At 42.6% G+C, this 23437-nt stretch carries 22 protein-coding genes; 10 read left to right on the top strand and 12 right to left on the bottom strand.

Annotation, left to right across the window (positions count from 1 at the left end):
• Positions 1 to 373 precede the first annotated feature (373 nt).
• Together INT03_RS13645 and INT03_RS13640 are read left to right on the top strand one after the other, a co-directional pair.
• Positions 374 to 1621 carry an NAD(P)/FAD-dependent oxidoreductase gene (locus INT03_RS13645; protein WP_109590201.1) on the top strand — a complete coding sequence of 416 codons (1248 nt, stop codon included), beginning with the start codon at positions 374 to 376 and terminating at the stop codon, positions 1619 to 1621.
• A gap of 59 nt (positions 1622 to 1680) precedes the next feature.
• Positions 1681 to 2019 carry a RidA family protein gene (locus INT03_RS13640; protein WP_045452271.1) on the top strand — a complete coding sequence of 113 codons (339 nt, stop codon included), beginning with the start codon at positions 1681 to 1683 and terminating at the stop codon, positions 2017 to 2019.
• Positions 2020 to 2635: 616 nt separating this feature from the next.
• Here the strand turns inward: INT03_RS13640 and INT03_RS13635 are convergent.
• Entirely contained in the window at positions 2636 to 3448 is an 813-nt protein-coding gene (locus INT03_RS13635; RefSeq protein WP_226950200.1) for an enoyl-CoA hydratase, read from the bottom strand.
• A gap of 191 nt (positions 3449 to 3639) precedes the next feature.
• Entirely contained in the window at positions 3640 to 4140 is a 501-nt protein-coding gene (locus INT03_RS13630) for a lactoylglutathione lyase family protein (RefSeq protein WP_193009360.1), read from the bottom strand.
• Positions 4141 to 4247: 107 nt separating this feature from the next.
• On the opposite strand from INT03_RS13630, the gene INT03_RS13625 reads away from it, so the two are divergent.
• Both INT03_RS13625 and INT03_RS13620 read left to right on the top strand, forming a co-directional pair.
• A complete protein-coding gene (locus tag INT03_RS13625) occupies positions 4248 to 5117 on the top strand; it encodes a LysR family transcriptional regulator (protein ID WP_193009359.1) in 870 nt (289 codons plus the stop codon).
• Positions 5118 to 5305: 188 nt separating this feature from the next.
• Positions 5306 to 6202, top strand: coding sequence for a tetratricopeptide repeat protein (locus tag INT03_RS13620; RefSeq protein WP_193009358.1), 897 nt, complete (start codon positions 5306 to 5308; stop codon positions 6200 to 6202).
• Between the two features lie 39 nt (positions 6203 to 6241).
• Here the strand turns inward: INT03_RS13620 and INT03_RS13615 are convergent, their stop codons facing one another.
• Positions 6242 to 7378, bottom strand: a complete 1137-nt coding sequence (locus INT03_RS13615; protein WP_193009357.1) for a glycerate kinase — start codon at positions 7376 to 7378, stop codon at positions 6242 to 6244.
• Positions 7379 to 7398: 20 nt separating this feature from the next.
• A complete protein-coding gene (locus tag INT03_RS13610; protein WP_193009356.1) occupies positions 7399 to 8757 on the bottom strand; it encodes a GntP family permease in 1359 nt (452 codons plus the stop codon).
• A 226-nt stretch (positions 8758 to 8983) separates the two neighbouring features.
• Between INT03_RS13610 and cobT the strand changes: the two genes are divergently transcribed.
• From cobT to INT03_RS13595, 3 genes are read left to right on the top strand one after another with little or no spacing between them, the layout of a single operon-like run.
• Complete coding sequence (cobT, locus tag INT03_RS13605) at positions 8984 to 10036, top strand: nicotinate-nucleotide--dimethylbenzimidazole phosphoribosyltransferase (RefSeq protein ID WP_193009355.1); 1053 nt, start codon at positions 8984 to 8986, stop codon at positions 10034 to 10036.
• Positions 10036 to 10884 carry an adenosylcobinamide-GDP ribazoletransferase gene (gene cobS / locus INT03_RS13600; RefSeq protein ID WP_193009354.1) on the top strand — a complete coding sequence of 283 codons (849 nt, stop codon included), beginning with the start codon at positions 10036 to 10038 and terminating at the stop codon, positions 10882 to 10884. The genes cobT and cobS overlap by 1 nt, the downstream gene beginning before the upstream one ends.
• A gap of 31 nt (positions 10885 to 10915) precedes the next feature.
• Positions 10916 to 11467 (top strand): histidine phosphatase family protein, encoded by a 552-nt coding sequence (locus INT03_RS13595; RefSeq protein ID WP_193009353.1) that lies wholly within the window; start codon positions 10916 to 10918, stop codon positions 11465 to 11467.
• A 77-nt stretch (positions 11468 to 11544) separates the two neighbouring features.
• On the opposite strand, the gene INT03_RS13590 is transcribed toward INT03_RS13595, so the two are convergent.
• The 6 genes from INT03_RS13590 to ppsA all read right to left on the bottom strand — a co-directional run bounded on the left by INT03_RS13590 (position 11545) and on the right by ppsA (position 17042).
• Positions 11545 to 11793 (bottom strand): hypothetical protein, encoded by a 249-nt coding sequence (locus INT03_RS13590; protein ID WP_055124252.1) that lies wholly within the window; start codon positions 11791 to 11793, stop codon positions 11545 to 11547.
• Positions 11794 to 12063: 270 nt separating this feature from the next.
• Entirely contained in the window at positions 12064 to 12573 is a 510-nt protein-coding gene (gene rplI, locus INT03_RS13585; RefSeq protein WP_045446903.1) for a 50S ribosomal protein L9, read from the bottom strand.
• Between the two features lie 26 nt (positions 12574 to 12599).
• Entirely contained in the window at positions 12600 to 12830 is a 231-nt protein-coding gene (rpsR, locus tag INT03_RS13580; protein ID WP_010198808.1) for a 30S ribosomal protein S18, read from the bottom strand.
• A 16-nt stretch (positions 12831 to 12846) separates the two neighbouring features.
• The gene (gene rpsF / locus INT03_RS13575) at positions 12847 to 13251 is read right to left on the bottom strand and encodes a 30S ribosomal protein S6 (RefSeq protein WP_045446907.1); all 405 of its coding nucleotides are present in this window, start codon (positions 13249 to 13251) and stop codon (positions 12847 to 12849) included.
• A gap of 281 nt (positions 13252 to 13532) precedes the next feature.
• Complete coding sequence (locus INT03_RS13570) at positions 13533 to 14528, bottom strand: RDD family protein (RefSeq protein ID WP_193009352.1); 996 nt, start codon at positions 14526 to 14528, stop codon at positions 13533 to 13535.
• Between the two features lie 129 nt (positions 14529 to 14657).
• Positions 14658 to 17042, bottom strand: coding sequence for a phosphoenolpyruvate synthase (gene ppsA / locus INT03_RS13565; RefSeq protein ID WP_045452104.1), 2385 nt, complete (start codon positions 17040 to 17042; stop codon positions 14658 to 14660).
• Positions 17043 to 17623: 581 nt separating this feature from the next.
• On the opposite strand from ppsA, the gene INT03_RS13560 reads away from it, so the two are divergent.
• From INT03_RS13560 to sthA, 3 genes are all read left to right on the top strand, one after another.
• Positions 17624 to 18520: a pyruvate, water dikinase regulatory protein gene (locus INT03_RS13560; RefSeq protein WP_226914599.1), complete on the top strand. Its 897-nt coding sequence runs from the start codon at positions 17624 to 17626 to the stop codon at positions 18518 to 18520.
• A gap of 111 nt (positions 18521 to 18631) precedes the next feature.
• The gene (locus INT03_RS13555; RefSeq protein WP_193009351.1) at positions 18632 to 19036 is read left to right on the top strand and encodes a DUF4377 domain-containing protein; all 405 of its coding nucleotides are present in this window, start codon (positions 18632 to 18634) and stop codon (positions 19034 to 19036) included.
• Between the two features lie 81 nt (positions 19037 to 19117).
• On the top strand, positions 19118 to 20767 hold the full coding sequence (gene sthA, locus INT03_RS13550; protein ID WP_193009350.1) for a Si-specific NAD(P)(+) transhydrogenase: 1650 nt from the start codon (positions 19118 to 19120) through the stop codon (positions 20765 to 20767).
• Positions 20768 to 20896: 129 nt separating this feature from the next.
• Here the strand turns inward: sthA and INT03_RS13545 are convergent, their stop codons facing one another.
• The gene (locus INT03_RS13545) at positions 20897 to 22099 is read right to left on the bottom strand and encodes an ABC transporter permease (RefSeq protein ID WP_193009349.1); all 1203 of its coding nucleotides are present in this window, start codon (positions 22097 to 22099) and stop codon (positions 20897 to 20899) included.
• Positions 22099 to 23436 carry an ABC transporter permease gene (locus INT03_RS13540; protein ID WP_193009348.1) on the bottom strand — a complete coding sequence of 446 codons (1338 nt, stop codon included), beginning with the start codon at positions 23434 to 23436 and terminating at the stop codon, positions 22099 to 22101. Before INT03_RS13540 ends, INT03_RS13545 begins: the two co-directional genes overlap by 1 nt.
• Between the last annotated feature and the right edge of the window lies 1 nt (position 23437).

Raw genomic sequence — 23437 nt, 5'->3', positions numbered from 1 at the left:
CATCAAAATATTAGCCCTGACCTCACTGGCACATCATAAATACTGTTTATCAAATTTTATAATTAAAATGCTTAGGCGGCTGATCATTTCTAAATTGAAAAAAGACCAAACTATAGCACAGAAATTGATAGCACTAAGTCGCATCTAGTATTTTTAAAAATGATGGCTAATCATTACTATTTTATCAACCAAACTCTCATTATTCCTATCAAAAATACTTTCTTTAAAACCCTATAACCAAAAGTATTTAATAGCAAAAATATTTATGAGATTGGGGTTTAATATTCAGCTCAATGCGTTACTATTACCACCTTATTCCGTTAGACCCTCATATTTGATACTTTGTATTAACACCATAAGAAAAGGATAGGTTATGCGCTATGAAGTGATCGTTATCGGTGCAGGTATGGTTGGCACGTCAGTCGCGTGGCATTTACAAAAAAATAATTCAAAAGTACTGATGTTAGACAAGAAGTTGCCAGGGTCAGAGACCTCGTATGGCAATGCAGGATTGATTCAGCGCGAAGCCATTCATACCCATCCTTTTCCTCGTCAACTGACTGAGATGATCCGAGTATTGCCGAACCAAGGTACTGATATTCGCTATCGTATCCCAGCAATTTTGCGTTACCATCAAGCGCTGCTACAGTACTGGAAATACTCTACGCCCGCTTCGGTCAAAAAAATAGAATCAGAATGGCAGACACTGATCGCGCATTGTACCAGTGAGCATCAGACAATGATTTCAGCATCTGGTGCTGACGAACTAATCACTCGTGACGGCTGGTTGCAATTGCATCGTTCTGAAGAGACGTTTAAAGAAGCACAAGCATCAGCCATTGATGCGCGCAATCAAGGCGTTGAGCATAACGTACTAAACCTTGAAGCGCTAAAAGCCATGGAGCCTAGCGCTAATTTTGAAGGTTTCGTTGGTGCGATTCATTGGAAAAACTCTTGGCAAGTATCGAACCCAAGCTCGCTAGTAAAAGCCTATGCGAAAAACTTCCAAGAGATGGGCGGTACAATTAAAGAGAGCGATGTAAAAGAAATCGTACAAGACGGTGAAGGTTGGAAAATCATTACTGATAATGACACTTATTATAGTGACAAATTGGTCATCGCAGCAGGTCCATGGTCGAACGATTTGATCAAGCCACTTGGCTATAATCTGCCATTGTTCCCAATGCGTGGCTATCATCAGCATTTCAAAGTAACAGAAAAAAATACCATCAATCACAGTATGTTTGATATGGACAAAGGCTTTGTGATGGGCCCAATGCAGCAGGGTATCCGTATCACGACCGGTGCTGAGATGACCACGATGGATGCACCAAAGAACTTTGGTCAATTAAAAACGGTTCTGAAGCTGGCTCGCAAAATCTTACCATTAGAAGATGCGGTTGAGAGCGAAGCATGGGCAGGATCGCGTCCTTGTATGCCTGATATGAAGCCAGTTATTGGTCCTGCAGACAAGCATGAAAAACTATGGTTTGCCTTTGGTCACAGTCATCAAGGCTTTACTTTAGGGCCTATGACAGGGCGTCTGGTTGAAGAGATGATTCATGACAAGCCATTATTAGTAGATGTTGCGCCATTCAGTGCCCAGCGTTTTTCTAATTAACAGCGTATTTGCCAGATTTAGCACAGACTTAAATTAATAAATTGAAGGTATATAACATGATAAAGAAGCTGCATAGCAATCAACGTATGAGCAAAACTGTAATTCATAACCAGACTATCTATTTATGTGGTCAGGTAGGTAATGCAGAAGACGATATCAAAGCGCAAACATTGACTTGTTTGGAAAAAATCCAAACGTTGTTAGAAGAAGTGGGTAGTGATAAATCAAAACTACTATCAGTAACGGTTTGGATCAAAGATATGGCAGACTTTGCTGCTATGAATGAAGTCTATGACAATTTTTTTGAAGGCATTCAGCCACCAGCACGTGCTTGTGGCGAGTCAGCCCTAGCACGCCCTGAGCTATTGGTTGAGATGATAGCTATCGCTGCTGAGTAATAGATTGCCCGTAGTATCCGTATTAAATAAAAAAGGCCATGATAGCGATATCATGGCCTTTTTTATCGTCTTATGATTTGGTTGTGAATCTATTTTTATAAATTACCAAAGCGGACTAGACTATATTTATTCAACTTATGTCTTATAAAATTATGAATTTTTTGTGTTACCTGTTATTATACGACAGCAACAGTTCTGAGATAATAAACAGTCTCTCAAAACCATCATTTTTTTAGCATTAATGGCTAAGCGAACTGCTGGTAGTTATATTTTCGATGTCTTTTTAAATTAATAATAGTTTGTTTCTTATTGAACATTTTGAGGAAATTCACGTGGAATTCATAGGCGTTATTTTACTTGTCATCGCAAGCATCATGTGCATTATTTATAGTATTAAGTTAATTATTATAGCCTTCCAAGAGTCGGTACTGTGGGGGCTGTTATATCTATTTCTTCCATTTGCCAATTTATACTTTATTATCACTCGCTGGGCAGAGTGCAGTTCACCATTTTTGAGATCACTCATAGCCGTTGCATTTATGATTGTGGGCGCTTTGATGGCTTCATAATAATAGCAACGTCATCTTTCTTTAGTCAGAGTATTTTCGTCAAACCGTTAGCATCCTTTCCATACCGCTTGGCGCTTCTCAATAAAAGCGTCAATACCTTCACTCACATCGTCTGCCATCATATTACAAGTCATTACTTCACTGGCATAGTCGTAAGCATCTTCGACGCTCATATTCAATTGCTTATAAAACATATCTTTGCCAGTTCTTACCGCTACTGGAGATTTGGCGGTGATAGCTGTGATTAAAGACTGCAAAACTTGCTCTAATTGTCCCGCTGGCGCTACTCGATTAATCAATCCATATTGCAAGGCAGTATGTGCATCGATAAACTCACCAGTAATGAGCATCTCAAACGCTTGCTTACGAGGTAGGTTGCGACTGACAGCAACGGCAGGCGTGGAGCAGAACAGTCCAACGTTTATCCCTGAAGTGGCAAATTTGGCTTCATTAGAGGCAACGACTAAATCACAGGCGGCGACCAGTTGGCACCCTGCTGCTGTCGCGATACCTTGCACTTTTGCAATCACGACTTGTGGCATACGGTTAATAGTGAGCATCATGTGACTGCATTGTTGGAATAGGGCGCGCTGAAAGGCTTCATCTGAATGTGCGCGCATCTCTTTTAGATTGTGACCAGCACAAAACGCTTTACCATTTGCTGCAATGACGACTACACGGATATTGTCATCTTGCGCGATATTATCCAGTTCCACTTGTAGCGCAGAGAGTAGCTCAACGGATAAGGCATTGAATTGCTTTGGTCGGTTTAAGGTGAGAGTGACCACGCCACTTTTTCTATCGTCTTTTCTAATAACGAGAAAGTCGTCCATGTCTAAGGCAACGTCAGAGTTTGTCATTTATCATCCTTGATAATGGGTTGTTTCGTTTGGTAGATGCTATGTATAGCTACCTAAATAGTAGCATGGCTTACCTCTTATATAATAGGTTGCTCATGTAGAAAGCAGACAAATAAAAATAGCGATCTCATATTCTGAGGTCGCTATTTGTTTATCAGTCAGATACACGCCAAGGCTGTATTAAGCTGTATTTAGTATGCGCCTTCGCTATAAATAAGCTCGTAGCTGTGGCTGTATATCTCGACGATATTGCCAAACGGGTCTTCCATATAGATCATGCGGTAAGGTTTTTTACCAGGGTAATAATAGCGTGGTTTTTCCATACGCTTTTTACCGCCTGCTGCAACGATGCGCTCAGCCAACTCTTCAACATTTGGATCTTGAACACAGAAGTGAAAGATACCTGTTTTCCAATATTCAAAGTTATTTTCAGGGTTTTCTTGATTTTTGAATTCAAAAATCTCAACACCGATACGGTCACCAGTAGATAGGTGAGCAATACGGAAGCTGCCCCAACCTGAACCGAATACTTCAGTACACATCTCACCAATCGGGCTATTATCTTCAACAATCTCTGTTGGCTCCATGATGGTGTACCAACCCATTACTTCAGTATAAAATTTTACGGCGGCTTCTAGGTCGGGAACTGAAAGGCCGATGTGCGAAAAACTCCTTGGATAAACGTTGTTCATAGCTTTTGCTCCTGTTAGTTGTACTCTTATTTAACATGAGGCCAGTATACAAACATACGATTATTATGTAAAATTATCAAATATTATATAAATAATTATGTATCGTAATGATAAATATCACATGGTTGCGCACTTTTTGTGCGCTTGCCGAGTTCGGGCACTTTACTCGTACGGCTGAACGCTTACACATGACCCAATCTGGCGTGAGTCAGCACATACGCAAGCTAGAAGATCAGTTGGATACAGACTTACTGATTCGTCAAGGAAAGCAGTTTTCACTGACCAATGCAGGTGAGCAGCTCTGTAAAGAAGCAGGCGAGATATTGCAGCGCTTATCACATCTGGAGCAGCGCATCGGTGAAGATCCTCCTTATGAAGGATTGGTGCGTTTGATGTCGCCTGGTAGTGTGGGACTCAAGCTATATCCGCAGCTTTTGACATTACAGCAGCAGTATCCAAAACTAGTGATTGATTACCGTTTTGCACCCAATTCTGATATAGAGAAGGCACTGGCAAGTCATGAGATTGACATTGGTTTTATGACGGATGTCTCAGATGAGGAGACAGTCAGTTGTAAGTCTATGGCTCAAGAAGCGCTAATATTAGTGACACCTGCAACTACGGTAGAGCCGAGCTGGGAGCATCTCACCGAGCTTGGCTTTATTGATCATCCAGATGGTGCCCATCATGCAGGTATGCTGCTAAGCGCTAATTATCCTGAATTCCAGCACATCAATGATTTTGAGAAAAAAGGCTTTTCTAATCAGATAGGATTAATCTTAGAGCCAGTGAGTAGGGGTATAGGCTTTACCGTGCTACCTGCACATGCAGTGGCTGCTTATCCAAAGCCTGAGCTCATTAAAAGCCATCATCTGCCTGTTGCCGTTAGCGAGACGCTATATCTTGCGGTAAGACGACGGCATGCACTCTCTAATAGACTGCATACTGTCATTGATGAAGTAACGAAATGGTTATAGCATTAATGCATGAATAATTAGCCTTACATTTTGTTTGTCATACAGTTTGGCTAGCAACAGTATCTATATATGAACGTGAAACACGCCATAATTTATTTAGATGTATTTTCGATTTATGCTACATCTATGGACTAATAATGAATATACAGCTATTAAAAAAGACATACTTTAATATTGTAATGACTTATATGATAGCTGGACTACCAATACCTGCTATTGCCGAAGATTCAGTGTTGATAAGTGATTTGGCTACTATTGAGTCGCTAGCACGGCAAGGAAATGCTATTGCTCAGTATAATTTGGGTGTTATGTATGCAGCAGGTTCAGATGTCGAGCAAGATAATGTCAAAGCTTTTGAGTGGTTGAATAAATCTGCCAGTCAAGGATTAGCTGAAGCGCAATATAATATCGGTGTTATGTACGATCAAGGTATAGCTGTACCACAAAGTCATGAAAAAGCCTTTACCTACTATAGCCATTCTGCTAAACAAGGCTATAGCAGAGCCCAATATAATCTTGGTAATCTTTACTCTAAAGGTGAAGGTGTCGTTCAAAACGATATCAGCGCCCTTGAACATTGGCAACAGGCAGCTGAGCAAAATAACAAGTTAGCACAGTTTAATTTAGGCATTGCTTATGCCGATGCGAAAGGTGTCCCTAAAGATAATATAACAGCGTTTAAATGGTACAAAAAATCTGCTGAACAAGGCGTTGCTGGTGCTCAATTTAATTTAGGTGTTCTGTATCAGCAGGGTCAAGGGGTTTCTAAAAATAACGTAAAAGCGGCTGAATGGTTCGAAAAAGCAGCTAAGCAAGGCATGGCAGAAGCTCAGTTTAACCTTGGTTTTATGTATTATAAAGGGGAGGGTGTAAAATTAGACTATAGCAAAGCAGCGCATTGGTTTGAAAGCTATAATCAGCTAGGATATCAAGACGTGCAAAACGAATTAGCAAAAATTTATATTCTAAGTGATGGTGTCTATGGCGATAGAGTAGGTGGGTTAGCAGGGTTAAAGCGTATCTGTGACACTGGCATCCAGAAATATTGTGATATGTATACAGAATGGAGCCAAAAAACAGATTAAATGGTTTGGCTCTGTTCTGCTTTGAAATGATAAAAACATCTATCTCATATTAATACCTAAGCGCATAGCAGCAGCAATATTTACAGCCGTGGTTTCAATATTGTCATAAGCCTGACTCAGTACGTTTTCGATGGTATCTACTTTTTGAATACTGGGCATGATGACCTCGAACTGGCTAGTTTGCGCAGGTTTGAGTCCGTCAACACTACCACAAATAGCAATGACTGGCGTATGGCTGGCTTTGGCAAGCTGACTGATGCCACCTGCCACTTTACCCATGGCTGTTTGCGCATCGAGCTTACCTTCGCCAGTGATAACGAGATCAGCCTCTGCGATATGCTGCGATAAATGAGCCACCTCAGCAACTGTGTCAAAGCCTGATTTTAGCTGAGCTTGAAAGAACGTCATCATCGCGTAGCCAAGACCGCCAGCTGCTCCAGCGCCTTCGACATGTTGGCAGTCCTCATAACCGTGATGACCACACATGGTGGCAAAGTGACTAAGTGCTTTATCTAAGGCTTTGACTTGCTCTGGACAAGCGCCTTTTTGTGGACCAAATACTGCGCTCGCACCAAAAAGACCACATAAAGGATTGGTCACATCACAAGCGACTTCAAATACTGTGTCTAATACCTTTACATGAAGATTTATATTATCAAGCCTATGTAGGCTGGCAAGTGCGCCACCACCATGAGTGAGTAGAGTGCCATCGATATCGTGAAATGTGATGCCTAATGCCATTAGCATGCCAAGACCTGCATCATTGGTTGCGCTACCACCTAGACCAATCACGATACGTTTAGCCCCTTCTTCTAACGCATCAGCAATCAGCTCGCCGACACCGTAACTGCTAGCAATGACAGGATTGCGTTCATCGCTTGTCAGTAGATGTAATCCGCACGCTTGAGCAACTTCGATGACAGCCGTAGCGTCGGGCAATAACAAATACTTTGCCGTTATCGGTCTCATCAGTGGATCATTGACCACCACTTCTTTCCAGCGTCCACCCAATACATAAGACAGTACCGCAGACGTGCCTTCGCCGCCATCAGCCATCGGCAGTAGCTTATAATCAGCCTCTGGAAACACTTGGCTGAAGCCAGATTGAATGGCGCGGCAAACATCCAGTGCGTCTAAGCTTTCTTTAAATGAGTCGGGAGCAATTAAAATTTTCATGAATGTCTCTTTGAATCTCTTTAAATAAATACCAAGGTTAATAGCCAGATAAAGACGATGCTGGTCACGCCTTGAATACCCGTTGCCATAGAATGGGCTTTGTAAGCCTGCGCCACACTCATACGACTAAACTGACTGACAATCCAAAAAAAGCTGTCATTGGCGTGCGAGATAGTCATGGCACCTGCACCAATGGCCATCACACAAAATACGCGACCAAGCTCACTGTCGAGACCAATTTGATCCAATAACGGCGCGATCATCGCAGAGGTGGTGACCAAGGCGACTGTGGTCGAACCTTGTGCCGTTTTTAATGCAGCAGAGACAATGAATGGCATAAAAATACCAAGCCCTAACGCAGATAACGTTGTGCCCAAATAGTCACCAATAGGTGTTACTTTTAGCATGGCACCAAATGCACCACCTGCGCCAGTAATCAATAGGATAGGCGCTGCCACAACCAAACCTTGAGAGATGCTGTCGCTAATTTGCTGCGTTTTTTGTTCAGTGTTAATTAGCAAGAAAGACAAGAATAAACCAATCAGTAATGCCGTGAGTGGATTGCCGATAAACACTAAAATATCTGTCAACGTGCCACTGCCAAATGGTGCACTTGGGAAGTTCGCAACAGACGATAAGCAAATCAATACGATAGGGACAATGATAGGCAAAAACGCCATTGTTGCGGATGGCATGCTGCTATAGTCGTCGCGTGACTTCATATTTTCAGGCAAAGTCGCTGCTGGCGCGTCCAGTGCGTCGATATTGTCGGGAGCGACATTCAAGAAGCGATTAGACCACCACCAGCCAGCCAGTACAGCAACCGCTGTCACCACCACACCGACCATGATGACCAAACCTAAATTCGACTCTAGTCCTAAGTTACCTGCTGCGGCAATTGGACCTGGGGTTGGCGGTACAAAGGTATGAGTTGCGTATAAGCCTGTCGCTAAGGCTATGCTCATCGCCACACTGGATACATGTAAACGCTCGGCCAATGTTTCTTTCAATGAGTTTAAAATAATATAGCCAGAGTCACAGAATACTGGTACTGAAACTACAGCACCAACGATAGACATGGTCAAAGTAGGGAAGCGGGGCCCCAAAACTTTGATGACCGTTTCTGCCATTACAATGGCGGCACCTGTTTTTTCAAGGATTAGCCCGATGATAGTACCGAAGACAATAACCAGACCGATGTAACCTAAAATACCGCCAAAGCCATCCGAGATGGTTTTAGCAACAGTATTAAGCGGCACTTGGTAAAATAGCGCTACTAAAAAGGCTGATAATATCAATACTAAAAAAGGATGCCACTTTAACTTTGCTGTGGCAAAAATAATAAAAAGAATGGTCAGCACAAGCCAAAATACGATCATTACTGTCTCTACATGTAGGGTTGATAGCGATAATTGTGGATGCTGTTATTTAGCTATTATTTCATTAATAGCAGCATCAATAGGTATATGGATTTTTAAAGGGGCATATTCTATAGTAAATCCAAGCTGCTAGGGAATCTATTCGGCTCATATTTGATTTTATTCATGGTAAAGCTTAGATACTCTGCTAGTATGTGCTTTTTGCTTCACACGTACCATTATCAGGATGCCTACCTTGACCATATTTACCGCGCCTACTATAGCCAATATAGAAAATGATGAATTACGTCTGCAGCTACAGCAGATTATAGACCTAAAAACCAAGCCGCTGGGCGCGCTTGGGCGAATAGAGGCACTCGCTGTGCAGTTGGGCATGATTCAAGGAACGATCACACCGCATATTGAGCAAGCGCAAATACGAGTGTTTGCGGCAGACCATGGTTTAACTAAGCATGGTACATCAGCGTTTCCTAGTGCTGTCACTGCGCAAATGGTTCATAACTTTTTGCAAGGCGGTGCCGCCATCAACGTACTGGCACGCCAGCATAATATTGAGTTAAAGGTTGTTGATGCTGGGGTGGATGCCGACTTTGCTCCTCATCCAAAATTGCTGGATTACAAGGTTCGTCATGGTAGTCGTGATGCGTTAACAGAGCCTGCAATGACAGAAACAGAGTGTTTAATAGCGCTAGAAAACGGCATGAAAGTCGTCAAGAATCTAGCGGGTAATCTGTTGATTGTTGGGGAGATGGGTATTGGTAATACTTCGGCGGCGAGTCTCTTGCTGGCGAGATTGGGCAATTTTCCCATTGCTGATTGTATTGGTCGCGGCACAGGGCTTGACGATGCAGGATTAGAGCATAAGACGGATATTTTGACGCAAGTATTAGAGCGTCATCAACAGGCACAAGCACCGTTTGATGTACTCGCTGCATTGGGCGGGCTTGAAATTGCCATGATGGCGGGTGCGCTGATTCAAGCTGCTAGTGAACGGCGTATTCTCCTGATTGACGGTTTTATTGCCAGTAGCGCATTATTGGTGGCTGAACGCCTAGCGCCTGGTGTTGCTCAATACGCGGTCTTTGCTCATCACTCTGTTGAGCCGGGGCACGCGCATTTATTGAAATCACTAAATGCTGAGCCTTTACTTAATATGGGCATGCGCTTAGGCGAGGGTAGCGGGGCTGCGCTCGCGTATCCATTGTTGCAATCCGCTTGCGCCATTATCAATGAGATGGCAAGCTTTAGTGACGCCGGTATCAGTGAGCAAACCAACTGATGTCACAATCATCAAATCAGCCATCCTCGCCTAGACGAACCCTTGCTCAATTGATAAAGCATGAATGGATATTGTTACTGGTCGCCGTTCAATTTTTAACGAGATTATCAGTACCACCATTTAAGCATTATGATCCGCAATGGTTGCATCAGAGCAGTCGCCATTTTCCCGCAGTCGGTTTACTGGTTGGCTTACTCTGTGCTGGCGTGTTTTGGCTGGGCAGTCTGTTATTTACGCCCCTAGTTGCTGCAGTGCTGAGCACAGCTTTTGGAATTAAGCTCACTGGCGCTTTTCATGAAGATGGTCTTGCGGATAGCTGTGACGGTCTCGGCGGTGGTCTGACTCGCGAGCGCACACTGACTATTATGAAAGACTCGCGCCTAGGTACTTATGGTGTATTAGGTTTGGTGTCGGCGCTATTACTCAAAATTAGCTTACTTGCCTCGATGCCGATATCAATGGCTGTCATCGCGCTTATCCTAGGACATACCGCATCGCGTTTACTTTGCATTAGCCTGCTGTCTTTACTGCCTTATGGTGGAGAGATAGAACACGCAAAAGCCAAACCGATGGCGCAGCAGTTGACGCCAATACAAGGGCTATATAGCAGTGGCTGGCTAATATTGGCTATTATTTTAGTCGCACTTATATTCCCCAATACGATGCAGCAGATTGGGCTTGCTCAATGGTTGTTAGCCATGATATTGGCGCTGATAGCCACTGATTACATGCGACGTTTATTACGCAGGCGCTTGGATGGTTACACGGGCGATGGGCTCGGCGCGACGCAGCAGCTTAGTGAAATTGCTATTTATATCGGACTGGCTGCTTCTATACCCTTTATTTAAATCAAATCGTCAACAAGGACAATACTCATTCATGATTCTCTATATTTGGCGTCATCCCAAACCGATGAATACTGAAGGAATTTGTATTGGACAAACTGATGTCGGCGTCGATAAACGTAAGTTGAAACGTCTTGCCAATAAAATCGAGCGCTTTGTGCGTTTGCATCAATTGCCAAAAACAATTTGGGTCAGCCCCTTACAACGTTCACTAAAAGTCGGGCAAATATTAGCGCAACGTGGTTTTGAGTGTCGCGTCGCGCCTGAATTGGCTGAGATTCATTTTGGCGAATGGGATGGATGTCGGTGGGCGCAAATCACCAAGCAAGAGATTGATGAGTGGTGTCATAATTTTGCCCATTTTGCGCCCAGTCATGGAGAGAGCTTGCAGCAGCTATTTGAGCGTGTTGAAGGTTGGTTGGTTAAGGTTTCAACTGAACAAAAAGATAGCCCAGTATTAGTCATCGGTCATGCAGGCTGGATAAATGCAGCCAAGATAATAGCTGCTGACCAAGAAGTGCCGAAAACAGCCGCTGAGTGGCCGCGCTCTGTCGCATATCTGTCCTGTAATCGTATTGATATTTAATTAAAAAAACGGCCATTATATTGACCGTTTTTAAATTTTGAATGCTTTTGAGTGCTTTTGAATAATTTAGGAGGCTGTTAGCTTTCAGCTTGTAGCTCATCGATTTTTTCAAAATAGGCTCTCTCGTTTTCTGCTAATCCTAGGTTCGAATCAAAGCTCACATAAATGCCTCTATCATCCAGTGTTGCATACCAGTGGTCTGCATCATTATCGGTTAGGATTTGAAAGTATTTATTATTAACGATTCTACCCACCTTATAAATTTCACCTTCGCTATAAAAATGATTGCCTTGGGTACAGCGTAATTTGTCGTCAGTATTTATCATGTCATTGCAGCCTATCGTTATCTAAATAAAATCTATCAATCAAATACAACGAGCATATCAACTCAGGTGACAATAATAAAGATGACTTTATAGGTAGTATCTTATTGTTAAGTATAGGCTTTCCAAGCTATTTATTACAAATAGTTGCTAGAATATATCACTGTTCAAAATACCTGATAAAATCATCAATTAAGCGCGATAGCAAAACGCAAAAAAGCCAGCAACATGACGTTACTGGCTTTTTTAGACTAGATCTAGATATTCAAAAAATTACTCTTCTGAATAATCTTCGTTCTCGTCTTCAACTTCTGTTGCTGACTCTTCGTTGTCGCCATCTTCAGAAAGAATGGTAACTAGAATAGTAGCGGTAACGTCATGATGTAGCTGAATATCAACATTGTATTCGCCAACTTGACGTAAAGTGCCTTCAGGAAGCTTGATTTCAGCACGGTCTACTTCTAGACCTGAGTTAGTCAATGCTTCAGCAATATCACGAGTACCGATAGAGCCGAATAGCTTGCCTTCGTCGCCTGATTTAGCACGCATGATGACATTAACGTCAGTTAGCGCATCAGCACGTTCTTGAGCAACAGCTACTTCTTTCGCTTCTTCAGCTTCAAGCTCGGCACGACGTGCTTCGAACTTTTCAATGTTAGCTGCAGTAGCAGGTAGTGCTTTACCCAAAGGGATAAGAAAGTTACGTCCGTAACCTGGTTTCACATCGACAGTTTCACCGAGTTTACCAAGGTTGACGATACGCTGTAACAAAATAATTTGCATGAGTCATTCCTAGTTAAAATTAACGGTTAACCCTGATGGTTATCAGTGTATGGAAGTAGCGATAAATAACGAGCTTGCTTGATAGCAGTAGCTAGTTGACGCTGATATTTAGTAGATGTACCGGTAATGCGGCTTGGTACGATTTTACCATTATCACTGATGTACTGTTTTAGCAATTCAACATCTTTATAATCGATGTGAGTGATGCCTTCAGCAGTGAAACGGCAGAATTTGCGACGGCGATAGAAACGTGCCATGAGTATTCTCCTTTAATTAGTCTTCACTGTTGTCGTTGTCGTCATTATCGTTTTCACGACTGTCTGGACGACGAGTAGTTGCTTTGCGTGCGCGTTTTTCATCGGCATTCTTGGCTAACTGCGACTCTTCAGTGACAGCGTCGTCACGGCGCATAACTAGACTACGAATGATCGCGTCGTTATAACGGAATAATTCTTCAAGTTCAGCTAAAGTTTCACCGTCAGTTTCAATGTTGAAAAGAACGTAGTGAGCTTTGTGAATCTTGTTGATTGGATATGCCAATTGACGGCGGCCCCAATCTTCTAAACGATGGATAACACCGTTGTTGTCTTGAACTAACTTGATGTAGCGCTCAACCATTCCGACCACTTGGTCGCTTTGGTCTGGGTGTACAAGTAACACCAGTTCGTAATGTCGCATTATGACTCCTTACGGATTAGTAGCTATTAACCCTATGTTAATAGCAAGGAGATTTATAAGGTAAGCCCGATTTCTAGCTATTATTATGAATAAATAATAAGAAATAAGCTTAGTTTATAAAGCGCCGTATTATAACAGTAGTCAGACATTAACACAAAGGTTAATCACTGAGGCACTGTTAATAAAATATAAAAGCAATAAACTGCTTTCTATCAATAAAAAAGCAACGATAACACGCTGCTTTTTTATCAAAACAATAAGATGGATTGTTAATAAACAAGCTATTTTATCTTTGGTTCTTTCACTAACTGACTACTATCTGCTTTTACCACTAAGGTTTTGGCCAATTTGTCATGCCAGCCGATATTTTCAGGGCTTTTCGATGCCATGTAATAGTGAATAGCAATAATCACGAACCCTAAGAAGCTAGTAAACGAAAACAATAAGTTATAAATAATAAATAATAACAAAGTACGCACACCAATAAGCTTGGTAAAAGAGGGCAACCGATGGGTGGTTTGATCCACCACGCGAATACCCGTAATCAGCTTACCGAGTGACTGACCACGCAGTGTGATAAATACCAATTGCAGCGCAAATAAGCCAAATACCATCACTTGCGACATCATCAATGTGCTACTAGGAAGACTCTCCATCAGTGTCATTGAATACTGATAAGCCGCATCCATGTCTTGGATATTTTGGAATTTGGTATAATCCACATCCATTTTGGTCAATGCCATCACTAGCGGAAAAATAGCCAGTAGATAGAGTAGTCCATTGATGGCTGTTGCTAATACTCGCGACATAATCGGTGCAAGTACCACATTGCCGACGACTTTGTCTTTGCTAGACGCAGCCTTATTGCTATTAGACTTGTTTAGTGACACATTATTGTGCGGTGTTTGCTGACGATTGGTGGTCATGTCAGCTTTCATATTTTTATCCGTGTCTTTTGGACGTTCAGGCTTGCCATACAATCTATCTAATGAAACTGATTTGCTATCCGAGCTATTGCTAGCGTTGTCTTCAGGAAAAACAGTTACATTATTGATAATAGAGTCATTAACTTGAGGCTTGCCAAGGTTGGTAGGTCGATAAACCGTTTGATTATTGGTCAAGTTACCGACACGCTGCCATTGGTCTAAGCCTTCATGCCACATCAAATCATCCAGCAGTACTTCACCAGATGCCAACATGATATTTAGCTGCTCCAAATTGTAGGGACCAGCTTGTACGTTATTTCGAGCAAGGAAAATCTGCATAATTGCCTGCATAGTTAGTCATATCTTAAGTCACTATATATGATACATAGTATTAGGGCCTATTTAACATTTTTCAAATAGACCCTAATAATTGTTTCTTTAATGACTGTGTGAATTACTGCTGTGACTGAACGTTACGGCTTACTTCGCTTCTTCACCAGCTAAGAAGAACCAAGTATCTAGTACAGAATCAGGGTTCAATGACACTGAGCTGATACCTTGCTCCATGAGCCAGAACGCGAGATCTGGATGGTCTGATGGACCCTGACCACAGATGCCGACATATTTGTTTGCTTTACGGCACGCATCAATCGCCATGGTCAATAGTTTCTTAACCGCAGGATCACGCTCATCAAATAGATGTGAGACGATACCTGAGTCACGGTCAAGACCAAGTGTCAACTGAGTCAAGTCGTTAGAGCCGATTGAGAAACCATCGAAATGCTCTAGGAATTCATCTGCCAATAGGGCGTTGGTTGGTAGCTCACACATCATGATAACGCGTAAACCGTTTTCGCCACGTTTTAGACCGTTTTTCTCAAGTAATTCGATGACTTCTTTGGCTTCACCAACGGTACGAACGAATGGAATCATAATCTCGACATTGGTCAAGCCCATCTCATCACGTACGCGTTTTAGTGCTTTACACTCAAGCTCAAAGCAGTCACGGAAATTATCAGACACATAACGACTGGCACCGCGGAAACCAAGCATTGGGTTTTCTTCTGATGGCTCGTATAATTTACCACCAAGCAAGTTAGCATATTCGTTCGATTTAAAATCTGACATACGAACGATAACGGGCTGATCCATAAAGGCAACGGCTAGCGTTGAGATACCTTCGACCAACTTATCTACATAGAAGTCAACCGGTGAGGCATAACCAGCGATACGTTCTTGGATGGCTTGTGCAATTTCGCGTGGCAAGCTGTTCATGTTCAGTAGTGCTTTTGGATGCACACCAATCATACGGTTGATGATGAACTCTAAACGCGCAAGACCAATACCTTCGTTTGGCATTTGCGTGAATGAGAAGGCACGATCAGGATTACCAACGTTCATCATTACTTTGAAGGCAAGCTCTGGCATAGACTCAACAGAGTTGGTCTGTACTTCAAAATCAATTTGGCTTTCATAAATGAAGCCAGTATCACCTTCGGCACAAGAAGCAGTGACGTCTTGACCATCAACCAATAGCTCAGTGGCATTACCACAACCAACGATGGCTGGAACACCTAGCTCACGAGCGATAATCGCTGCGTGACAAGTACGACCACCACGGTTAGTAATGATAGCAGAAGCACGCTTCATGACAGGTTCCCAATCCGGATCCGTCATGTCTGATACTAGTACATCACCTTCTTGTACTTTATCCATCTCATTTAAGTTGCTAACGATACGGACTTTACCTGAACCGATACGCTGACCGATTGAACGACCTTCACACAATACTTTAGCGTTAGTCGTGTCGATGATATAACGTTCCATAACATTGCTGTCTTGGCGGCTCTTAACCGTTTCAGGGCGCGCCTGAACGATGAAGATTTCGTTAGTGTCGCCGTCTTTTGCCCATTCGATATCCATCGCTTGACCATAATGCTTTTCGATCGTCACGGCTTGTTTAGCAAGAGAGGTTAGCTCTTCAGTTGATAATGAGAACTGCATACGATCTTGTTTTTCAACATCGACAGTTTTCACTGATTTAGTGGTGCTACCTTCATCACCGTAAATCATTTTCTTATGCTTGCTGCCTAGGTTACGGCGAATCACCGATGGTTTGCCATTGGCTAGCAATTGCTTAGAAATATAGAATTCATCTGGGTTAACCGCGCCCTGTACAACCATTTCACCTAGACCATAGCTTGACGTGATGAATACCACTTGATCAAAACCGCTTTCGGTATCTAGCGTGAACATCACACCCGCCGCGCCAGTTTCTGAGCGAACCATACGCTGTACAGCAGCAGATAAGGCAACGCCTTCATGCTCAAAACCTTTATGGACACGATAAGAGATGGCACGGTCATTATATAGTGATGCAAATACTTCTTTAATTGCAATTAGGACGTTATCAATGCCGCGAATGTTCAAGAAAGTCTCTTGCTGACCCGCAAATGATGCATCTGGCAAATCTTCGGCAGTCGCAGAAGAACGTACAGCAACCGCGATGTCTTCGCCGCCGCTCATCGTTTCAAACGATTGACGTACTTCTTGCTCAAGATCACTTGGCAGCTCTTGCTCAATAATCCAAGTACGAATCTTTTTACCCGTTTCTGCAAGTTTTTTGACATCATCAACATCTAGCGTTTTTAGTTCGCTGTTGATTTTGTCAAGCAGGCCAGTTTCATTCAAAAAGCGGTTAAATGCATTTGATGTGGTGGCAAAGCCGCCTGGTACACTAACACCCAAATCAGACAAATGGCTGATCATTTCACCTAATGAGGCGTTCTTGCCGCCGACCATTTCAATGTCGTCTTTTCCTAGCTGATCAAGATTGATTACAAGTGCTGTAGATTGCGCTGCCATGATAACTCCAGAAAATAAGGTTATTTAGTAAAGATTATAACGGTGAATTATACCGCTATATTTGGAGAATTTCGAGGGGTTGAACCAATATTTTTGTCAAAAAGATACAAATTGTGGGCTTTGCTACATAATTAATAGAAGGTTATTCATTTTTTTATTTTTGAGATGACGTAAAAATGCGAGTAAAGACCACTCTAATTATCAAGATATGTTTATAAATCGGCTGATAAATAGAGGGTTTAAAATAAATAACAGAAGAGCTTTAGGATATTCTTATAATATTTGCCTTTATATATAGCAGATAATGCTGCGCTAGTATGAGTAACCAGTCAGCACAATAATGGTTATTAATCGGCATGATAAGATTAAAGGCACTGTGGCTTTCTAAGTGTACGCCTGTAACATTGATTTCTATTAGGTCGCTATTATGCGTATAATGTAGAGCATAAATAGTAGCGGTTTATCCTTATATAAATGTGCAACATTAGCGCTGATATAAAACGAGAATTTCGTCTATAGTCGTTTAAAAATAAAAGCCAAATGAAGATTACCATTGTGTTGTCAATCGAGGTGTCAAAGTTATGTACTCAAGCAATTCAGCTGAACAAGTGAATCCCACCATTCAAAACCGCAATGCACTAAACTTAGACAGCTCTCAAGCTATTCGAACCGCGTTTTTTATCTCAGATGGTACAGCAATTACTGCTGAGACACTTGGCCGCGCTATTTTGAGTCAGTTTGCCTCAGTACCTTTTGAAACACGAGTCTTGCCTTATGTCGATAGTTTAGAGCGTGCAGAGGATGCCGTTGAGCAAATCAACATGGCGTATCAACGAGATGGTTTGTTACCGTTGGTCTTTGATACGATTGTTAACCCTGATATTCGTGAAAAGATTAATTCTGCCCAAAGCTGTAACTTGGATATGTACGAAGGTTTGATTGGACGCGTTGCCGAAGAGACTGGCGTGGAGCCTGACGGACATTCAGGTCATGCACACGACGATGTGGATTCTGAGACTTATAAAGAACGTATCGACGCGGTACATTTTGCCCTAGACAATGATGATGGGGCACGTACTCGCCACTATAATGCGGCTGATATTATTCTGATTGGGGTATCACGTTCGGGTAAGACACCGACTTCTTTATACTTAGCATTACAATTTGGTATTCGAGCAGCAAACTATCCGTTAACTGAAGATGATTTGTACGACAATCAATTACCAAAAGCATTGCGCGAGCACAAAGACAAATTGTTTGGTCTACTGATCGATACCGATCGTTTGGTAAAAATTCGCCAAGAGCGCCGTGCGGGTAGTCGTTATTCAAGCTATCAGCAATGTCAGCAGGAGCAGCGTGCCATACAAGGGATTTATATCACGCATGGTATTCCAAGCCTTGATGTCTCTGAGATGTCCGTTGAAGAAATCGCTACGCGTATCTTGCAGATGACTGGTCTCAAACGCCGTATCGGTTAGTAAAGTGTAAGCTATCAATTAACCGATTGAATCAATTAATCGCTTAGCAATAACGATTGCTCAAAAAATAACCATCATTTAATACCATCTCATTATCACATAGAGAATATTATGCGTTCATCTTATAAGTCTAGCAAGACCCCTTTGTTATTGGCCAGCTTGCTGAGTGCGGTCAGTTTACTGAGTGCTTGTCAAACGTCACCTTTTTCACGTGAGCCAGTACCTGAGCCACGTTATATCCCAACCATTGTATTGGGAGAAGCGCAAACGTTAACAATTATGCCCAATCGTGTTGCCTGTGCTTCGGCATTACCGATGCAGTGCTTACTGGCCAAATCAAGCAAAGATGGTAGCGTGTTTCAGATTCCTTATGATTGGATTGATGACTTTAAACCAAGCCTTGGCACAGAATACGTGATTAGTGCTCGTCCGCAGATTGATGAGGGACAGAAAAGTGCGACTGGGCATTGGACATTGCAAAATATTGTGTCACAACGTATGGTGGGCACGCCTTAGTCCTGTGATTTTGACTCAACCAATTATTGATTCATACACAGTCTAAATATTAAATAAATAAGTAAATATAAAGAGGACACGATGGGAAGTAAAAAACCAAGCGACGCGACCAATGATATCGGTGAAGACATTCACACCGAAGTATCGAACAAAGCGAGTGGTCACACGCCTAGCCCTGAGCATACTCAAGGAAAAGATAAACAACAAAAGATTGAACAAACTCACGAACAAGTCACTGACGATGTCATGCATCATCCTGATCTCGTTAATCCGCTTGATGATACGCGCATCGATATCAAATCTGGATTTGCTAAAGACTCTCGTCGCTTAAAAAGCGATGATCATGAATATGAATATGATGCGGTTATTTTAGGGGCAGGTCCTGCTGGTGAAGCGGCGGCGATGAAACTGACTAAATCTGGCAAAAGAGTCGTGGTTGTTGATCCGCGTGATCAGGTGGGTGGTAACTCTACTCATGTGGGTACTATTCCAAGTAAAGCGCTGCGCCAATCGGTATTTAACTTGATTAACTTTCGCCGCGATCCGATGTTTACCAAGGCGATGGAATACAAGCAAGTTCCTCTTAATGAAGTATTGGCTAAGGCGCGTCAAGTTATTCGTCGTCAAGTCAGTACGCATACACGCTTTTATGAGCGCAACCGCATTGAAGTTATCCAAGGTTGGGCAAGTTTCGTCGATAAGCATACGCTACGTGTTGAAGTCGATGACAATGTTTATGAAACCATCACCTTTAATAAAGCAATTATCACCGTAGGTAGCCGTCCTTACCGTCCTGATATTCTAGACTTCAACCATCCACGCGTTTTTGACTCTGACAAAATCTTACAAATGGATTATGTGGTTAAAAAAATCATCATTTATGGGGCAGGGGTAATTGGTTGCGAGTATGCGTCTATCTTTACCGGTCTTGGCTATAAAGTTGACTTAATCAATAACCAAGATCAGCTACTAACTTATTTAGATAGTGAAATTAGCGATGCCATCGCGCATGACTTTAGACAATTTGGCGTACTGATACGCAGTAATGAAGAGATCGATCATCTTGAAACGCATGACGATTATGTGGTCTTGCATCTAAAGAGTGGTAAGCGCATCAAATCTGATGCCATTCTTTGGTCAAATGGTCGCTCAGGTAATACTGAAGGTTTAAACTTAGAAGCGATTGGTCTAAAAGCAAACAGCCGTGGTCAACTTAAAGTAGATGATACTTATTGTACTGACGTTGAAAACATCTACGCCGCTGGTGATGTGATTGGTTGGCCATCTCTGGCTTCTGCCGCTTATGACCAAGGACGCTGTGCGGCGGCCTTTATGGTTGGTGATAGCGATGCGGAACCAGTGTCAAGCGTGCCGACTGGTATATATACGATTCCTGAGATTTCTTGTATCGGTAAAACTGAGCAAGAGCTAACCGACGAAAAAGTCCCATACGAAGTGGGTCAAGCATTTTTTAAGCATTTGGCACGAGCACAAATCATTGGTGAACGCTCAGGTGTCCTAAAGATTTTGTTCCATCGTGATACGTTGGAGATTTTAGGCATTCATTGCTACGGTAACCATGCATCAGAGATTATTCATATTGGACAAGCCGTGATGAAGTGTAAGAGTAATAATACACTTGAGTACTTTGTGAATACTACTTTTAACTATCCAACGATGGCAGAAGCCTATCGTGTGGCGGCACTAAATGGTCTTAATCGTGTTTTTTAAGTGATAGAATATTGAAACGTTATAAATAAAAAAGCGTCTGCTATGTTAGCAGGCGCTTTTTTTGATTCAGGATCATTGATTTGGCTTTTATTGATGGTAGGCGCTAATGACATGCAATCGTCTTTTGCTTTAGGACACTGTTTTAAGTGCTTTATTCGCGTCATGCCAGCGCACCCACATAAGTAGCGCAAAGTAAAACACCCATAATGCGGCTAGTGCATAAAATCCAGTAGAAACTTGGGAAATACTAGCTCCCATTTGATTAAGCTGGACGGAGGTGTTGATACCCGGTGTCGTGGGTACGAACCAACGTATGATTTGTAAAACTGTGGGCAGCTGATCTGCTGGCCACGGATAACCACTGACAAAAAACATCGGTAGTGAGCTAAAAATTAGGATTTGCATACTACGTTCGCGCTGGCGAAACCAGAGTCCAAGCACACAGCCAAGTGTCGCTACGGTTGGACAAAATAACAGAAGGAACAGTAAACTGCCAAGCATGTTTTGCCCACGCGGATAATGGTGTAGCTCAAATGTCCAACCATAATAAAAGCAGCCAATAATGAAGCTAAACATACTGAGCGCAGCAATTCGCCCAAGCCAACCACGGATACTTGTCGCATGTCGCCGCTGCTCATACCACGTACCAATCAGCATCGCTGTGGCGATTAATAAGGTTTGTTGCAAAATTAGAATAGAGACCGCTGGCACCACGTAAGCGCCATAACCTTCTGTTTGATTGTATAGAGGGACAATCACTAATGGTACCGCTTGAGTATTAGCAGCCGCTGTTGCTGAATAAGCACCTTGCGCCACATTTTTTTTGACTTCAATCCCTGCTGATACCGTACTGACTGCTTTTAAAAACCCCATCTGTACGTTTTTATTTAACAGAAAGTAGCCGCCATTACCCAATACGCTGACGCTCGCCGCTTTTCCCGATAGTACTTGCTGCTCAAGCCCACTTGGAATGACCATGTACCCAGCGATTTCATCTGACCACATGGCCTCTTTAGCCTGCTGCTCGTTGAGAAAAAGCTGTGTGTCTAACTGTGGACTGGCACTCGCATAGCGAACGATGGTTCGTGATAGATTACTATTGTCGTTATCAATGATACCAACAGGTACATGGTTGACCACTTCTGTCGAATACGGCCAAGGATAAAAAAAACTATAAATAATAGGGGCGATCAGTAAGAGTAATAGCACACCTTTATCAGAAAAGATGTCCTTAATGGTCTGTAAAAAACTACCTAAGAAACTAGGTGTTGAGGACTGCTTGGTTGAATCTGACGTTGTCGAAGATAAATGGTCTTTTGGTGGTAATGACATTAGCGCGCCCCCCAACGTTCAGGATGCGCCAGAGCGCGTTTGGTTAATAAAGTAGTCAGGGTCATCGCAATCGTCGTGGCAATAGCCAGACCATAGACGATCGGCAATGACACAGCAACAGGCGCTTGCATCTGTAATTGTGCAATGTGCAGTTTTAGATAGTGAGTGAGTGGCAGTGCATCTGACCAATGCCGAGCACTGTCACTGATAGCAATATAAGGGAAGGTCACACCAGCAAAGGCATAAGAAGGTGCTGAAATAAAACCAGTAGCAGACAAGCCCATGCGTAATGAAAATGAGCCTAAGGTAAAGATAGCACCCAGCCAAAACGATAGCATTATTAATAATATCAAACCAGCATAAGTTGCAAGCACTGAGCTCATGGCAACGGATTCTTGCGGCGTGGCAAGCCATAGAGCCAACATCGCCCAAATGCTAAAGGCCAATGTCGGCCAAAAGTATTTGCCCAACAGACCAAACAATAATACTAAAACGTTTGTACTTTCCGTCATATCTTCATTCGCATGGCTAGAGACTGAGATTTGATCGTTTTTGCTCAAGTATTGGTTGTTTTCTACGGCATTTAATATTTGCCCTGATGTTGACTCGTTTTTTGTGATTCGCGTCAAATCAGGATGACCTGTACTGATAAAGCAATACCAATGGCCGAGTCGTTTATCCCGCAGCTCACGACCAATCGTCGTTGCACCGATCACCATCGCTAAAATATGCAGCAGTGCGGGTATGACGGTTGAAGCCAAAAACTGCTGATAATCGGTGGCTGCGTTAAATAAGCTGATACGCTGTATGCCAATCGGTGAGTAAGCAATCGCAGCTTGCGACGGTGCCATGCCTTGTTTGACTAAACGCTGTATCTCAACGCCTGCCGATAACGTCCCAGCGACCGCTTGAACGCTGGTTTGGATAATGCCCGAATGTGTGCCGTACTGAGCATTTACTTGTAAAATTAATGGAGCAGGCTCAGCAGATAAAATATGCCGAGAAAAATCTTCAGGGATAATAACAATAGCGTAAATATCACGCTGCAAAATAGCCGCTTTTGCCTCAGCCTCTGAGTAATAAAGCTGTCTAACCGTTAGAGTAGGGCTGGCTTCCAAATAGCGTACCGCGGTATTGGCAATCGGGCTATTATCTTGGTCTATCACCCCAATGGGCAAATCTGTAATCTGCGTTTGTGAAAATATCCACCAAATCAGTAGGACGGTTGCCAGTGGTATCCAGACCACCATACTAAAGTCCCACGGATTTTTGGTCAAAAACCGTCGCTCATAGGCAGCACTACGTAAAAAAGCCTTACTTAACTTCATCGGGTGCATG

Origin of the sequence: Psychrobacter sp. PG1 (genome assembly GCF_014897815.1) — a bacterium.
Classification (GTDB): Bacteria; Pseudomonadota; Gammaproteobacteria; order Pseudomonadales; family Moraxellaceae; genus Psychrobacter.
Note: the sequence above shows the minus strand (reverse complement) of the source record. Positions and strands in the feature narration are given on the sequence as shown.

What these genes read in the sequence shown, in the direction of transcription:
- INT03_RS13645 (WP_109590201.1), top strand. Translation starts at nt 374, where the DNA reads ATGCGCTATGAAGTGATCGTTATCGGTGCAGGTATGGTTGGCACGTCA.
- INT03_RS13635 (WP_226950200.1), bottom strand. Translation starts at nt 3,448, where the DNA reads ATGACAAACTCTGACGTTGCCTTAGACATGGACGACTTTCTCGTTATT.
- INT03_RS13630 (WP_193009360.1), bottom strand. Translation starts at nt 4,140, where the DNA reads ATGAACAACGTTTATCCAAGGAGTTTTTCGCACATCGGCCTTTCAGTT.
- INT03_RS13625 (WP_193009359.1), top strand. Translation starts at nt 4,248, where the DNA reads ATGATAAATATCACATGGTTGCGCACTTTTTGTGCGCTTGCCGAGTTC.
- INT03_RS13620 (WP_193009358.1), top strand. Translation starts at nt 5,306, where the DNA reads ATGATAGCTGGACTACCAATACCTGCTATTGCCGAAGATTCAGTGTTG.
- INT03_RS13615 (WP_193009357.1), bottom strand. Translation starts at nt 7,378, where the DNA reads ATGAAAATTTTAATTGCTCCCGACTCATTTAAAGAAAGCTTAGACGCA.
- INT03_RS13610 (WP_193009356.1), bottom strand. Translation starts at nt 8,757, where the DNA reads ATGATCGTATTTTGGCTTGTGCTGACCATTCTTTTTATTATTTTTGCC.
- cobT (WP_193009355.1), top strand. Translation starts at nt 8,984, where the DNA reads ATGCCTACCTTGACCATATTTACCGCGCCTACTATAGCCAATATAGAA.
- cobS (WP_193009354.1), top strand. Translation starts at nt 10,036, where the DNA reads ATGTCACAATCATCAAATCAGCCATCCTCGCCTAGACGAACCCTTGCT.
- INT03_RS13595 (WP_193009353.1), top strand. Translation starts at nt 10,916, where the DNA reads ATGATTCTCTATATTTGGCGTCATCCCAAACCGATGAATACTGAAGGA.
- INT03_RS13590 (WP_055124252.1), bottom strand. Translation starts at nt 11,793, where the DNA reads ATGATAAATACTGACGACAAATTACGCTGTACCCAAGGCAATCATTTT.
- rplI (WP_045446903.1), bottom strand. Translation starts at nt 12,573, where the DNA reads ATGCAAATTATTTTGTTACAGCGTATCGTCAACCTTGGTAAACTCGGT.
- rpsR (WP_010198808.1), bottom strand. Translation starts at nt 12,830, where the DNA reads ATGGCACGTTTCTATCGCCGTCGCAAATTCTGCCGTTTCACTGCTGAA.
- rpsF (WP_045446907.1), bottom strand. Translation starts at nt 13,251, where the DNA reads ATGCGACATTACGAACTGGTGTTACTTGTACACCCAGACCAAAGCGAC.
- INT03_RS13570 (WP_193009352.1), bottom strand. Translation starts at nt 14,528, where the DNA reads ATGCAGGCAATTATGCAGATTTTCCTTGCTCGAAATAACGTACAAGCT.
- ppsA (WP_045452104.1), bottom strand. Translation starts at nt 17,042, where the DNA reads ATGGCAGCGCAATCTACAGCACTTGTAATCAATCTTGATCAGCTAGGA.
- INT03_RS13560 (WP_226914599.1), top strand. Translation starts at nt 17,624, where the DNA reads ATGTACTCAAGCAATTCAGCTGAACAAGTGAATCCCACCATTCAAAAC.
- INT03_RS13555 (WP_193009351.1), top strand. Translation starts at nt 18,632, where the DNA reads ATGCGTTCATCTTATAAGTCTAGCAAGACCCCTTTGTTATTGGCCAGC.
- sthA (WP_193009350.1), top strand. Translation starts at nt 19,118, where the DNA reads ATGGGAAGTAAAAAACCAAGCGACGCGACCAATGATATCGGTGAAGAC.
- INT03_RS13545 (WP_193009349.1), bottom strand. Translation starts at nt 22,099, where the DNA reads ATGTCATTACCACCAAAAGACCATTTATCTTCGACAACGTCAGATTCA.
- INT03_RS13540 (WP_193009348.1), bottom strand. Translation starts at nt 23,436, where the DNA reads ATGCACCCGATGAAGTTAAGTAAGGCTTTTTTACGTAGTGCTGCCTAT.